Source organism: Rhizobium quercicola (assembly GCF_021168455.1).
Taxonomy (GTDB): domain Bacteria; phylum Pseudomonadota; class Alphaproteobacteria; order Rhizobiales; family Rhizobiaceae; genus Ferranicluibacter; species Ferranicluibacter quercicola.
This window is the reverse complement of record NZ_JAJOZR010000007.1, coordinates 1-12,820: the sequence shown is the minus strand read 5'-3', so window position 1 is coordinate 12,820 and position 12,820 is coordinate 1. Positions and strand designations below refer to the sequence as shown.

The 12,820-nt window shown below is 58.9% G+C and carries 14 protein-coding genes and 1 pseudogene; 14 read left to right on the top strand and 1 reads right to left on the bottom strand.

Going from position 1 to position 12,820, the window contains the following annotated elements; genetic code table 11:
* Nucleotides 1-2: 2 nt before the first annotated feature.
* From LRX75_RS11725 to LRX75_RS11660, 14 genes are all read left to right on the top strand, one after another.
* Nucleotides 3-749 carry a hypothetical protein gene (locus LRX75_RS11725; protein ID WP_231814570.1) on the top strand — a complete coding sequence of 249 codons (747 nt, stop codon included), beginning with the start codon at nt 3-5 and terminating at the stop codon, nt 747-749.
* Nucleotides 749-1,351, top strand: coding sequence for a hypothetical protein (locus LRX75_RS11720; RefSeq protein ID WP_231814568.1), 603 nt, complete (start codon nt 749-751; stop codon nt 1,349-1,351). Before LRX75_RS11725 ends, LRX75_RS11720 begins: the two co-directional genes overlap by 1 nt.
* Before the next feature lie 21 nt (nt 1,352-1,372).
* A complete protein-coding gene (locus LRX75_RS11715; protein ID WP_231814566.1) occupies nt 1,373-1,789 on the top strand; it encodes a DUF6950 family protein in 417 nt (138 codons plus the stop codon).
* Nucleotides 1,786-4,017, top strand: a complete 2,232-nt coding sequence (locus LRX75_RS11710) for a phage tail protein (RefSeq protein ID WP_231814564.1) — start codon at nt 1,786-1,788, stop codon at nt 4,015-4,017. The genes LRX75_RS11715 and LRX75_RS11710 overlap by 4 nt, the downstream gene beginning before the upstream one ends.
* Complete coding sequence (locus LRX75_RS11705; protein WP_231814562.1) at nt 4,014-4,436, top strand: hypothetical protein; 423 nt, start codon at nt 4,014-4,016, stop codon at nt 4,434-4,436. Before LRX75_RS11710 ends, LRX75_RS11705 begins: the two co-directional genes overlap by 4 nt.
* Before the next feature lie 69 nt (nt 4,437-4,505).
* Nucleotides 4,506-6,737, top strand: a complete 2,232-nt coding sequence (locus LRX75_RS11700; RefSeq protein ID WP_231814560.1) for an SGNH/GDSL hydrolase family protein — start codon at nt 4,506-4,508, stop codon at nt 6,735-6,737.
* 12 nt (nt 6,738-6,749) lie between these two features.
* The gene (locus LRX75_RS11695; RefSeq protein ID WP_231814558.1) at nt 6,750-7,547 is read left to right on the top strand and encodes a gp53-like domain-containing protein; all 798 of its coding nucleotides are present in this window, start codon (nt 6,750-6,752) and stop codon (nt 7,545-7,547) included.
* 1 nt (nt 7,548) lies between these two features.
* Nucleotides 7,549-8,121: a DUF4376 domain-containing protein gene (locus tag LRX75_RS11690; protein ID WP_231814556.1), complete on the top strand. Its 573-nt coding sequence runs from the start codon at nt 7,549-7,551 to the stop codon at nt 8,119-8,121.
* A gap of 130 nt (nt 8,122-8,251) precedes the next feature.
* On the top strand, nt 8,252-9,088 hold the full coding sequence (locus LRX75_RS11685) for a glycoside hydrolase family 108 protein (protein WP_231814554.1): 837 nt from the start codon (nt 8,252-8,254) through the stop codon (nt 9,086-9,088).
* Nucleotides 9,085-9,417 carry a hypothetical protein gene (locus LRX75_RS11680; RefSeq protein WP_231814552.1) on the top strand — a complete coding sequence of 111 codons (333 nt, stop codon included), beginning with the start codon at nt 9,085-9,087 and terminating at the stop codon, nt 9,415-9,417. The genes LRX75_RS11685 and LRX75_RS11680 overlap by 4 nt, the downstream gene beginning before the upstream one ends.
* Entirely contained in the window at nt 9,414-9,659 is a 246-nt protein-coding gene (locus LRX75_RS11675) for a hypothetical protein (RefSeq protein WP_231814550.1), read from the top strand. Before LRX75_RS11680 ends, LRX75_RS11675 begins: the two co-directional genes overlap by 4 nt.
* A gap of 117 nt (nt 9,660-9,776) precedes the next feature.
* Nucleotides 9,777-10,058 (top strand): hypothetical protein, encoded by a 282-nt coding sequence (locus LRX75_RS11670; RefSeq protein ID WP_231814548.1) that lies wholly within the window; start codon nt 9,777-9,779, stop codon nt 10,056-10,058.
* A complete protein-coding gene (locus tag LRX75_RS11665) occupies nt 10,055-10,498 on the top strand; it encodes a hypothetical protein (RefSeq protein WP_231814546.1) in 444 nt (147 codons plus the stop codon). The genes LRX75_RS11670 and LRX75_RS11665 overlap by 4 nt, the downstream gene beginning before the upstream one ends.
* A 483-nt stretch (nt 10,499-10,981) precedes the next feature.
* Nucleotides 10,982-11,944, top strand: a complete 963-nt coding sequence (locus LRX75_RS11660; RefSeq protein WP_231814544.1) for an SDH family Clp fold serine proteinase — start codon at nt 10,982-10,984, stop codon at nt 11,942-11,944.
* 138 nt (nt 11,945-12,082) lie between these two features.
* On the opposite strand, the pseudogene LRX75_RS23410 reads toward LRX75_RS11660, so the two are convergent.
* Nucleotides 12,083-12,685 (bottom strand): annotated as a pseudogene (locus LRX75_RS23410) (DUF6236 family protein); the annotation flags it as partial.
* Nucleotides 12,686-12,820 lie beyond the last annotated feature (135 nt).

Here is a 12,820-nt window from a genome sequence, read left to right as displayed (position 1 = left end):
CAATGGCCCGATATTTGAACGTGCCTACGCTTGAGGCGAACTTTCTGGCGCCGCTCAAGACCACGTTTGATGTTCAGGGCTCATCCCTTGATGGCGGACGCAACGGTCTTGGCGAAGGCATCACGATGGAAATGACGGGTGGCGGCGTTGTTACCGCCACCTATGAAGATTGTAAGATCAAGGACAAAGAGCAGTACCGCTACATCAATCAGCTTGGTGCGCGGCTAAACGGCTCCTTCCGCTTTGTGAATGTCCCAATCATTACGGACTGGTTTGGTCCGTTCCCGGTCATTGGCGGGCTCCCGTCGCACAGCATAGGCGGCATTCCGCATTCGGACGGCATGTTCTTTTCCGACACGTCCGGTTACAGCCAGGCGACGGTGTGGGGGGAGATCACGGAGGCGGCGGCGCTGAATGCAGGCATCGTTAAGATGAAGATTTACGGCATGCCGCGGCGGCTGGACTGGTCGGAATGGTTTTCGATCTGCCACCCGACGAAGGGGTGGCGCGCTTATCGGTTTTGGGAAATCGTCGAGGAGTTTGCCAACGGCGGCGACAGCGCGGGCTCTTACCAAGAATACCGCCTCGCGATCGGTCCTGCGCTTCGTGAAGCCGTCCCGGCAGGCACGCGCGTCGAGTTCGCACGGCCGCGCTTTGTCGCAAAGTTCCCTGCCGGATTCACGCTTCCGTCCGTCGTCGAGGCGTTCTTCGTCACGCAGCAATCCATTCAATTTACCGAGGCGTTTTGATGGGCTGGGTTCCAGACAACATCATTGAAGAGCTCCGCGGAAGCCATCAACTCGGCATATTCATGCGGGTCGGTACGGACCCGCCGCTTCATTTGTGGTTCGGCGTCAACGACATGCCGATCGGCTTCGACAGCATCGACCCGACTGGCACAGTATATCTCGGCGGCGGCAGGCTTCAGGGCATTCCGACGCTGGAGATCCTTGTCAACGGCACGTCGGACAGCGTCGAGTTCACGGTCACGGGCATTGATCCGGAGACCGGCTCGAAAATGATCGACAGTCTTCCTCCCGTCCGTGGCGCCGAAGTTCACATGGGCATAACGACGCTAGACCAGTATTTCCAGCCAATGAGCAGCATCATTCCGCTTTGGTGCGGGACCGCATCGCACGTCGGTGAATCGAGACCGGCGGTTCAGTCGGGGCAGGGCTCGAGCTTGACGCTCTCGCTGGCTGTTGCGTCTGGAAACGAAACGCGGTCGCGCCCCTCGCGTTCGCTTTGGTCGAGCGCCCACCAGAAGGCGATCTACCCTACCGACAAGTTCTGCGACGGCACGGCGCGCCTAGCGCGCGGCGTCCAGCCAGTCTGGCCGCAGTACGACTAGTCGCCACAACACGGTGATCCCATGACATTGCTGACGGAATATGCGGCTCTCCCGCACCGATGGGTGTGGGGAGGAATGGGCGGTCACGACTGCACGACGTTTTGCGCGCGGTGGATTGAGATCGCTACCGGCAAGGATCCGATTTCCGGTTTTATTGGCACCTATTCAACGCGCGAAGAGGCGAACGCCATTATCGCTTCACTGGGCGGCATTGAGCGGATGATCGACGACGGGCTTGCCCGCGTAGGCATTGATCGCACCGAGAGCCCGCAGCCCGGCGACATCGGTCTCATCTCCGCACCTGTCGGCTTTGACGTCGCTGGCATCACTCAAAAACAGATCCCCGCCATCCGCTTCGGCCCCCTGTGGCTGGCGATGTCGGCGCGCGGCCCTGTTGCAAAGCAGGCGACGCATAGCGCTGCCTGGAGAATTGCATGAGCCTGCGCACGCATTACGAGGACATGCCCTCCTACGAGGTCTACAGGCGCGTTACGGAGATGGACTGGCATTCGAGCACAAGCTTGAAGACTCCTCCGCCGTCATACGATCCCATTTTTACGCCACTGTTTGTTGCGGCGGGCTTTACCGGCGTAGTCGCCGGCACGACAATCACGACCGCTTCGATTGCTTCGGCAATCGCGACCACTGCGCTGACGTTCGGCCTGCAGATGCTGATGGCGCCGAAACCTCCAAAGCCGGAGGACGGCAAGGCGCCAAAGACGCAGGCCGTTCCCTACCGTCAGTGGTGCGTGGGCACCAATAGGCTATCCGGCGCTTTCATGCTTTGGGAGTCGGCCGGCAACAAGCTGTTCGCAGTTCAGGCAGTCGCCGGACACCCGGTTTCCGCTTTCAAGAAGTTCTGGCTGCACGACGATGTCGTCGAGCTTGCCGAACTTGATAGCACTGGCCAGCGGATGGGGGATAGCAACCCCTACGCGGACGGCGTTTACATATTCAGGCGGCTAGGCTCCGAGAGCTTGGCGGACCTGCCTTACCAGAACATCATTGACCGCTTTGCGGAAAAGCCGCTCGCGGAAAGGCTTTGGACGCCGGATCACCTTGGCATTGGCCAGGCCTCCATGGCCATGATCGCTCGCGCGACAAAGGCCACGAAACAGCAGCAGCGTTTTCCTTACGGCGTCCCTAACCTGACGGCTGAGATCGACGGCGCCAAGTGCTGGGATTTCCGCAATCCAGCGCAGAGCCCAACGAATCCGGCGACGTGGACGTTCACGAAAAACTCCGCGCTTATTTTGGCTTGGCATCTTTGCTTTAGTGAATTTGGAGAGCGCGCGGATTACACGAAAGCCATCCTTCCGGTCATCGACCTTTGGAAGGAAGAGGCGGATATCTGCGACGAAGACGTTCCGCTCAATGGCGGCGGCACGGAAAAGCGCTATGAGTGCAACGGCTGGGACACGGCTGAGAACAGCCCGAAGGCTGGTCTAAACGCCATCCTGGCTACTTGCGACGGGCATTTGGTTGTCCGCGGCGATGGCGCCCGCATCCTTACCGTCGGTAAGTTCCGCGAAAGCCGGTGCTCGACGCTGTCCGATGCCGATATTAGCGGACATTCAATCCAGTACGACGTGCTGTTTGAAGATGAGGTCAATCGCCTTATCCCGAAATTCACGTATCCTGCGATCGATTATGCGACGGCTGACACGGACTATTTTGAGGACACGGCCGCGCAGCTGAAGGCGGGCCGCGTTCTTCCGCAGGAGGCTGAATACACATGGGTTCAGCAGTGGCGGCAGGCTCGCCGTCTGGCAAAGCGCGAATGGCTTCGCATTCAGCAGAAAGTAAACGGCTCAATTGATGTCCGTCATTCCGGAATCAACGCGGCATACAGCCGGTGGGTAAGGCTGGATACGCCTTTCCTCATTCCAAAGCTAAACGGCACGATTGTCGAAAACAGACGATCTGTGCTTGCCCTGACTAAGGGCGGGTTTTCAATGGATATTAAGGCGCACCCTGAGAATATCGATTTCTGGGCGCCCGCGACAGACGAGGGAATGCAGCCGCCTATCCCGCCAAAGCAGAACAAGGATGGCTTGGCTACGCCCGTCATCAATTTGGTGCGGGCGAAATCGAATGGATCGAGCGTGTATATCCGGGTGGACATCATCGACCCGGATGACGATAGTCTCATCCCGATAACGCGCTACAGGCTTGCGGACGATGGCTCTGGCAATCCCGGCGAATGGATCGATCAGGAATATCCCGACGCGACACCTGCCGGTGGCTTTATCAAACTGAACACCACTGTCGTGCCGTCTGGCAAGCTCATTGAGGTTCAGGCCGCCTACAAGACGTCGAAGAATACGGGCGACTGGTCGTTGACCGCGACGGTGACATCAACGGTGGACGGAACTGCGCCAGATGCCGCCGAGGCGCTGGACTTCACAGCGCCGACATTTAGCGCTCGAGCGGCAAACACAACCGCATCGCAAGGCCGCACAACCTACCTGACCTTCAAGGTTGGCACTACGTCGCAAACGTTTGCGGCCGCAACGCTTATCAACAAGCTAGCCGCAGCTCCGGGGGATGTTCGCTATGTCCAGCCCGTCTCTGCGGCTGGTGCAACCCGTCGTCTTTGGGTGCAGCCTGAAAACGCTTCTGGCGTGGCTGGCCCGACATCCTTTATCGACAGGGTTGTTCCATGACGCAAACTGACGAAAGAGCAATGGTGGCGGCGGCTGATAAGGTCGCCGCCGATGCAAAGACAGCGGCTAAAGCCGCGCAGGATTTGGCGGCTGCCGTCGACAAATCCATGAAGGCTGCAGACCTCGTCTGGGAATATTACGTTACCGTCACGCAGGCGCTCACCGTTGCGCTGGCTCCATCCACGCAGCGCCTCCCCGTCGCCGCCGCCAAGGCTGAACTCGGCGACCTCGTGCAGGTGCATCCGTGGGGGCGCCCGACAATCGGTGGCGTGACGCTCGGCAGTCTCGTTCTGCAGTCAACCGGCTTTGTGTCATCCAAGGGTGTTGTGGACGTGAGCTATGCGCTGCCCACCTTGGCCGTCGCCGGGCAGCTTTCAATGCCTATTCGCCTTCGCGGCTTCCGTCCTCCGGCGGCCTGACCAACCGAACAAATCTGAACCTATTGCACCCTGCCTCTGGCGGGTCGCTTTCGCATGGAGAACAGCCGCATGGGCTATCTTGCCGACATCATCAAGTCGATCTGGGAAGACGGCCCTCTCGGGAACCCGACGCAGCCAAGCAAGCCGCGCATCCGGAACGAGCTCGCGCCCGCGATCGAAAGCGCTCTTGTTGGAGCAACCGCAGGTCTCGTGCTCGCGTGGGATTGGGCCGAACTGCAGACCAAGGTCGGCACGCGCAATGGTCAGCCGGGTCGCGTCGAGGGCCCTGACGCTGGAACGCACACCGATACAGTCCTTGGCGGAACGGTCCCGAACCGGGGCAACTACGCTTGGTATGCACCGACCAGCAAATGGCGCTGGATCAGCGTGATCGAGAATTTCGACAACCGTTTGACGCAGGCGGAGGGCGACATCGATGCGCTGGAAGTCTCTGTCGCCGGAGTGAACGACAAGATCCCCGCGCTCGCCGGTCAGAAGGCTGTCCGGTACAAGATGGTCACCGGCTTGAAGCGGGATCAGAAGTATTTCGGCGGAGTGCACGAGCCCGGCGGCATCAAGACCTATGCGGTCGGTGACACGTTCGAGCGCGAGTTCAACCCCGGCTGCTTCGTCGGATGGATCCGCGTCGACCCCTCGGCGACCGAGATCGGCATGCGGGTCGTCCGCCGGCCGCTTGCGAACGGCAATGGCAGCCCGACAGGCGTCGTCTTTCCGGGCGTGCTCTCTGGCGACAGGACACTGCAGCCGATCACATGGTCTCCGATCAAGGATGTGTTGAAGGACCCCGGCACGACCGATCAGTTCCAGGCCGCTGTTGTCCGCTACGCAAACCAACAGCAGCGGTGGTCTCCCGGCTTCATCTACTTCTCGCAGCTCTACGCGCGCAATGCTGCCGGCGCCTTCGTTGACATCAAGGGCATTGCCTACGGAGCGACCCCGGTGAATGCCGACGTCAACCCGCTCTGGCAGCGTGGCCTCTACTCCAGCGATCCGTCGATTACGGCCGGCGGTGAAGTCGTGTCGGGTGGCATGCTGGCGCACGCCATCATGGAAGCGACATTCTTAGACGGCAACCCGGGGGCGGGGAACGGCGTTCGCGCGAACCCGTACCGTGTTGCGCTTGATGGCCCGCCCAAGCTTTTTCAGGCCGACACGGTCAACGGCGCCTGGCGCTTCATCATGCCCAAGCCCTCGATCGACCTCTGGCCCGATCCGCTGGCGAACACGCGCGGCGGCTTCGTCGAGCTGGGCATCGCGAAGCTCTCGAACGCGAACAACTTCCGCTATGACGTCGTGTCGCTCTCTCCTGTCACGGGGGATATCCTGACATATGCCGGCCCGGAGCGATCTGGCGATGCCTCCATGTTCCGTCCGGATAACACCGGCTTTGCGCGCCTCGGTTATTTCTTTGTCACCGGCGCCGGCGTCGAGTTCATTCCGACGAACGACTGGAATGGTTTTGTTCGTCGTGGTGAGGAAGACCGGTTTGCGGCGTGGGCGGCCATGTTCCGAAACCGGCTTGGCCCGTTCCTCGGCCTTATGCGGTCGAGCTCCGCCATTCGCTACATGACGTATGGCGATAGCATTCAGGCGATCTCCAACGGAGAGACGGCCGACTGGCTGGTTCCGAACGGCACCAACCGCGATCGGATCGAGTATCTGTTCGGCTATGGCGCCGACGCGCGGGCTCTCGTGCCGCGCTTTGACGGCCCGAATGGCGTCAATGGTCACGCCAAGATCGCTTCGCACTGGTGGATGCTGGAGCAGTTGGAGAAGCACTACGGCTGCATGTTCGATGTCGTCAACATGTCGATCGGCGGCACGCTCGTTGATACGGGAACGACGGGCGACGGCAAGCCGAACGCGCTTAATCCGCAGCGCCTCAATGCAGCGATTGCGCTGAAGCCGCACGTAGTCGAGATCCACTTCGGCATGAACCAGCGTCTCGATGTCGATTATTATTCCAAAATGCGCAGCCTGATCCAGGCGTTCAAGGCGGCCGGCATCATCGTCATCGTGCATCTCTGCCCTCTGCCGAACAAGTTTGGGGGCACGACGCAGGACTGGTGGCTGTTCCAGGTGCAGGAGGGCATCCGCGCCTGCGACGACGAGGGTGTTGCCTACGTCGATCCGACGCTGTTCTCCGGCACGGGCCGCGAGGGCGCCATGGGCCTTTCCACGACGACGGCCTGCGAGGCCAACACCTCGAACCATCCCGGCTTCACGGAACTAAAATTCCGCGGGCTGTTTACCGCCGCCGCCCTCACATCCATCATCTGACAGGAGGCGACCTTGCTCCCCCAGAACCTCAATATTGCCCGCCGCCTCCTCCTGCAGTGGGAGACGCAAGGGTTTCGTGACGACCCTGATAACGTGTCAGTCGACGCGGAGCTGGAGTCTTTTTCCGGAGGATCTCTTCCTCGTCTCGCGCTGCGCATCAGTCGGCGCGGCCGGTGGCTGACCACGGTCTACGGCTACCAGACCCGCGCCAACATGAACGCGGACAGCAGCCGTGATCCCTATGTGGCGGCTGTCGTGTTCGCGGACCCGACGAACGCGAACAACGATCTTTACAGCTACCAGTCGCCCAACTGGACGGCCGATACGCAGTGGGGCATGTCGAGCGCGTTCAAAGCTGTCGTGACGGCAATTAACGCCAGCCAGACGCTGCAAAGCACAATGCCAACTCCGGGTGCTCCGGGGGCAGGGGTGCCGGCAGATGGACAGGATGGAAAATTTCTTGGTTTCACCAGCGGCAATCCTGCTTGGCTTGGCGGCGTATGGACGGACAGTCTGTCAAGCATCAGCTACACGACGCCAGGGCGCACGAAGTTGCCTAATGGACTGATTGTCCAATGGGGCTACGCTACCGTTAATGGGGACGCGACGCTCCCTTTCCCGACAACCTTTCCGACGCTGTGTGCTGCTGTCGTCGCAACGCCCCAGGCTACGATTGCGGCAACAGAAACGCTCAGCGTCTGCGTTCGAGATGTCGCCGCCGGCAGCTTCGTCGGCGAGGTGCGAAAGACGAGCGGCGGCGTCGTCAGTGGCGCATCCTCCTTCATCCTCTTTGTCGCGGTAGGGTTCTAAGATGGCAATATTTGTTATTCTGGCTGACGAGTTTCCTGCCGGTTTTTACGATGAGGAGCTGCACGGGAAGCGTGGCTCTGATGGCTCGACCATTCCTGCCGCAGCGGTTCAAATTACTGAGGACCAGCACGCCGAGCTAATTTCCAACCCGGGGCGCCGCAAGCTGATCAATGGCCAGATCCAGCCGTTCGAGCCGGTCGTCATGCTGACTTCTGTAGACATCGACGCGGAACGAGACCGGCGCATCGCAGCCGGGTTCACCTTCGGCGGCAATCTCTACCAGGCGCGAGAGCAAGACCTACGCAACATCAATGGCGCAGCCACCGGTGCGGCGCTGGCGTTAATGCAGGGTGCTGAACCCGGCGATCTGCGCTGGCAGGGCGGCGACAGCGACTTCGGCTGGATTGCGGCCGACAACACGATCGTGCCGATGGATGTCGTCGACATGATCGGTTTCGGCCGCGCCGCCATGTCTCACGTTGGGCGTCTGACGATGGTCGGACGCTCGCTGAAGGACCGCCTCGCTGATGGCGAGACGCTGGACATATCCGACGACGCTCTCTGGGGCGTCTGACACGTAGCCTCCGGACAATCTCAAAGCACATCGCCACGCCGACCACCTTGGATATCCAATCCGAGCTGCAGCGCCGTGGCCAGGTCGGCCGTCCATAACCACACCACCACCACACCACCAGGAGAACGCCATGGCGCGGGAAACCCTTTCCGTCGCCCTCGACCTTATGTTCGGTCACGAGGGCGGCTATTCGAATGCCAAGACGGACAGCGGCGGCCCGACCAAGTACGGCATCACGCACAAGACGCTGGCGGCCCACCGCGGGCTAAAGTCCGTGACTGCCGCCCAGGTTAAGGCGATGACGCTGGCTGAGGCCATCGCGATTTACCAGAAGTCCTACTGGACCCAGTCGGGCGGCGATCTGCTGCCCGCTGGCTTGGACTATGCGGCGTTCGATTTCGGCGTGAATTCCGGCCCCGTGACCGCGATCAAGAAACTGCAGGACGTGCTTGCGGCTGCGAATGTCTACAAGGGCAAGATCGACGGCCACATCGGTGAGCAGACGCTTGCGGCGGTTGACGCTTATCCCGGCGGCGTTCGTATGCTGATTATCGCCTACTGCGACGAGCGCATGAAGTATCTGCGCAGCCTAGGCGGCGCAACGGGCTTCGGCCCGAACGGACGCGGCTGGACGATCCGCGTGACCGGCAAGGATCCGCTGAAGAAGTGGAAAGACCAGCCGGGTGTCGTGGGCAATGCCCTGCGCCTTACGGCCACAAAGGGTCCGGCTCCGATTGCTGTGGAGGCTCCAGCCGAGGCTTCGGCAAAGGCTGACACCAAGAGCACTGGCTTGCCGGAGATCCTTAAGAAGCCTGAAGCCTGGGGCCCTCTAGGCGGCTTACTGTCGGCCGGTGGCGCGATTGCCGCTGGCAGCGGGCCATTGCAGTGGGCGCTTGCTATCGCGCTTGTAGCGGGCGTTCTCGTTGGCGTCTGGTACTTCGTCCGGCGTGTGAGGAGTGAGGCATGATCGCCAAGGAAAGTATCTCGCTGTTATTCGATACGGCAGCAAGCCAAGACCTCCTATCTGCGCTTTCCGATCTTGCCGAAAGATTTCCGCATTTTCGCGATGGCCTTCTCGGCCTCATCGATTCCGGCGATGAATTGTTCCGCCTCGACATTGATGGTCGCGCCGCACCCTTCGCAGGTGAGCTTATCGTTCGCCTTTATCCAGGCGACGCTCTTGCTCGTCTTGTGGTCGCACTTAGGGCAGGGGATTCCGATCTCTTTGGTCTCAAACATGGCGAGGCTCCGGTTGCGTCAATCCAGACAAACACAACTGTGGAGCTTGCGCAATGATCGCCACCCTATCGGCCCGCCTGCAGGGCTACGTCGCAGCGGCTGGCGTCGTGCTTGGCATCATCATCTCAGCGTTTCTGTATGGCCGCTCTGATGGTCGCCAAGACGCTGAAGCCGAGCAGCAAAAAGCCAACGCGCGCGCCAGAACGCAATCCAAGGAAGTCGAAAATGAAGTCAACGGTCTTGATGATCGTGCTGTCGAGCGCCGTCTTGATGACTGGATGCGCGACGGCAAGCGGTAATTACTGCGATGTCGCGCGAGCAATCAGGCCGTCGGTCGTCGACTCCTTAACGCCGGAGACGCAGCGCCAGATCCTGACGGAAAACGAAAAGCTCGCGAAGCTCTGCGGGGTCAAGCCATGACCGAAAACGTCCCCGGCCGCCTCGTCGAGCTCTCGGAAGACACGCGAAGCTGGCTGGCCGACCTCCGCGAAGACGAGCTCAAGACCCTCAAAGAAGTCGTCAAAATGCCAGCCGAGGATGTGCGGGAAGGATTCAAGATGGTGCGCGACCTGCGTACCGTCACACGATTTCTGCGCTGGCTTATTTACGGCGCGGTCGCGATCTTCATCGCCACGGTCGCGCTCTACGAAAACGTTCTGAAGGTCTGGGTTTGGATCAAGGGAGTGCCGTCAGCATGAAGCGTATTCTTTATGGTTTTGCCGCGGGCGTCATCGCCGCGGTTACTGCGGTCAGCTCGTTCAATATCGCCGTGATGGTGGTCGATCGCGAAGCACCGATTTCGTATCAGGACGCCCACGCGGTCACGCCTACCGTCAAGCGTGGCGGCACTATCGAGGTGGAATACAAGGTTGTCCGGACGCGCATCTGCCCGGTTGTCGCCAAGCGCTGGCTGTACGACGCGGCAGGTCAGCGGCATTCCGTGCCGCAATACACCGTTGGCGCCGATCTGACGGCGGGTCGCGAGACTTACCGCCGCTCGATTACCATCCCATCCTCTGCGGCGCTTGGTCCTGCTCGCTATGAGGTGGTCTTGGACTACACCTGCAATCCTCTCCAAAAGCTTGTCGGCCCGACGACGGTGGTTTCGCCGCCGGTCGAGTTTGAGATTGTCGGGTAGGGTGTGCGGCCAAGGCTCACGTAAGTGATTCGATGGCACGTGGGTTTTTTGCTGTTCCTTTGTCAAAATCGAGCAAGCTTGCTCAAGTTTTCCCCAAGGCACCGTTATGACGCAAACACGGTGGCTGATTGATTGTAAACCAAGATTCGCCCCAGCATCACTTTGTTAGGATTACAACTGCTATGATCGAAAGGAACGAGGATGGATTTCATTCGTTCGTTGAGGTACGAGCAAGCCACGAGGTATAGAAAACAGCGCTCACTAGCGGCGGCAGGGCGCGTCAAAAACGGGAGAACGCAAGCATGCAACGACACCTCGCAGTTACGGAAATGTTCAGGGACATGATTTCACAGGGTCATATTACCCCCAGTCCGGATAATGCCAATATTGAGGATTTACGCATGCCTGGAGAGCTGCCATACATGCCGACCATTGCAACCTATGGCACGTACTCCGTGCCTGACAATGGTGGAACTAGCATCTATGCCAAACTGGAGTCACGTTCTTAACGAAATTGCGATTGAGCAGGCGACTGCCACGGTATTTCCGCATGATGTAATACGCCGTCGTTATCTTCAAAAACTATTCGACCACACTGATCGAAATGTAATTGCTTACTATTCGGGATTTCTCAATAAGCGAGCTGAGGGTATTGAAGTCAACGACGAAGACAAGAACGCGTTCATGCTCTGCATCAATGAACTCGATCGAAGCAAAGGACTTGACCTCATTCTTCACACCCCAGGTGGGGACGCTCATGCGACCCTTTCGCTGGTGGACTACCTGAGGAGTATGTTTGGTAGCGATATGCGCGCTATCGTCCCTCAGCTCGCAATGTCCGCTGGAACTATGATCGCTTGTTCTTGCAAATCAATTGTTATGGGCAAGCACTCAAGTTTAGGTCCAGTGGATCCTCAGTTTGGTTCGGTTGCAGCAGCAAACTTATTAGCCGAGGTCAAGCGAGCCAAAACAGAGATATTGGCAAACCCAGGGGCATCTCTTTTTTGGAATCCCATACTCTCAAAAATTACGCCTTCGTTCCTCGAGCGATGCGAATTGGCAATTGAGGATTCTAATCAATTTCTAGATGAGACTCTTAGAGACAATATGCTCAGTAGTCTGGCTAAACCCGAGCAAGATACTGCGGTCGAAAATATCATAGATGTATTTGCCAACAATATTGGCAAAGCACACAACACGCACATTCCTGCTAAAAGGTGCGCAGAGCTGGGCTTGAAGATTGAGGAGCTGGAGAGCGACCAAACGTTGCAAGATCTAGTGTTGACAATACATCATTGTTATATGCATACGCTGTCAAATACAGCTGCCCTCAAAATAGTTGAAAACCATATGGGCCGGGCCTTAGTGAAACAAGTCGCGGTTAATTTTGTCCCGATGGTGCAGCCTCAAGGCGCCTATCTTCCCCCTAGCGTAGATAGCGATTGAGTTACGTCAGGGCTCGAAGCCACCCCGCGCGTTTTGTTCCACGGGGTGGGGCGACCGTTCGACAGAAAGGGGCTAGCTTCTGCGGCTGCCCCTAGGGCAAAGGATGGGTTTAAGCCTGCTCGGGTATATTCGTAGAAACTAAAAGAGCTCGTTATGGTATGCGGATACGTATCGGAACGGTGTCTGGGGTTTTCTCAAGCCAGCCCATCCAAGATCGGCTGAAATCTTGAGGGCAGGTGCCGTTGCCATAGCTGCGCCAATGACGCCGCTAATAATCTGGGTTGCTAATGGCAGGCCTTGATATTGTGCACCGAGAGCGGCGGCAACACCCCCCGCCCCAGTCACCATTGGGCGCAACTCAACGTTTGCCTTTAGAGAAGACATTCGGACAGGGAACCGCCATTCGCTGCTGACGCGTAGGACGTCTGCGCAAGCAGCGTCGATCAACTTAATCTGAGAGTTTAACTCCTGCGCCGGGTCAGGCGATGTGGAAATCACGGAAGCAAGGCTATCTAGATGGGCTCTTAGGGTCACGAGCTCATCACGACGTGATCTTTTAAATTTGAGTATTTCCCCTAAGGGTACGTCCCGATCCGGTACTGGCACTGCGTGGTAGAGTTCAATAGCGGTGCCAGGCTTCTTCAAGCCTTCACGTCCATGTAGCACCAGCGAATTTTCACCGTGGGCCATCGCCCACCTTCCTGGCTCTTTGGCGCTAAGATCTTCAAACACTTGAGTGTATGCCTTAACTAGAGTCTGTCAGGCTGTTATTGCACCATACCCTGCGTGTCGCAGGTACGCGGCGCATTCTGTTGGGCTGAAGTGAGTGAGGAGGCTTCCGACCTCGCGCCAAGCCTCCTCGATCGTTCGGCGGTC

What these genes read in the sequence shown, in the direction of transcription:
- LRX75_RS11725 (WP_231814570.1), top strand. Translation starts at nt 3, where the DNA reads ATGGCCCGATATTTGAACGTGCCTACGCTTGAGGCGAACTTTCTGGCG.
- LRX75_RS11720 (WP_231814568.1), top strand. Translation starts at nt 749, where the DNA reads ATGGGCTGGGTTCCAGACAACATCATTGAAGAGCTCCGCGGAAGCCAT.
- LRX75_RS11715 (WP_231814566.1), top strand. Translation starts at nt 1,373, where the DNA reads ATGACATTGCTGACGGAATATGCGGCTCTCCCGCACCGATGGGTGTGG.
- LRX75_RS11710 (WP_231814564.1), top strand. Translation starts at nt 1,786, where the DNA reads ATGAGCCTGCGCACGCATTACGAGGACATGCCCTCCTACGAGGTCTAC.
- LRX75_RS11705 (WP_231814562.1), top strand. Translation starts at nt 4,014, where the DNA reads ATGACGCAAACTGACGAAAGAGCAATGGTGGCGGCGGCTGATAAGGTC.
- LRX75_RS11700 (WP_231814560.1), top strand. Translation starts at nt 4,506, where the DNA reads ATGGGCTATCTTGCCGACATCATCAAGTCGATCTGGGAAGACGGCCCT.
- LRX75_RS11690 (WP_231814556.1), top strand. Translation starts at nt 7,549, where the DNA reads ATGGCAATATTTGTTATTCTGGCTGACGAGTTTCCTGCCGGTTTTTAC.
- LRX75_RS11685 (WP_231814554.1), top strand. Translation starts at nt 8,252, where the DNA reads ATGGCGCGGGAAACCCTTTCCGTCGCCCTCGACCTTATGTTCGGTCAC.
- LRX75_RS11680 (WP_231814552.1), top strand. Translation starts at nt 9,085, where the DNA reads ATGATCGCCAAGGAAAGTATCTCGCTGTTATTCGATACGGCAGCAAGC.
- LRX75_RS11675 (WP_231814550.1), top strand. Translation starts at nt 9,414, where the DNA reads ATGATCGCCACCCTATCGGCCCGCCTGCAGGGCTACGTCGCAGCGGCT.
- LRX75_RS11670 (WP_231814548.1), top strand. Translation starts at nt 9,777, where the DNA reads ATGACCGAAAACGTCCCCGGCCGCCTCGTCGAGCTCTCGGAAGACACG.
- LRX75_RS11665 (WP_231814546.1), top strand. Translation starts at nt 10,055, where the DNA reads ATGAAGCGTATTCTTTATGGTTTTGCCGCGGGCGTCATCGCCGCGGTT.
- LRX75_RS11660 (WP_231814544.1), top strand. Translation starts at nt 10,982, where the DNA reads ATGCCAAACTGGAGTCACGTTCTTAACGAAATTGCGATTGAGCAGGCG.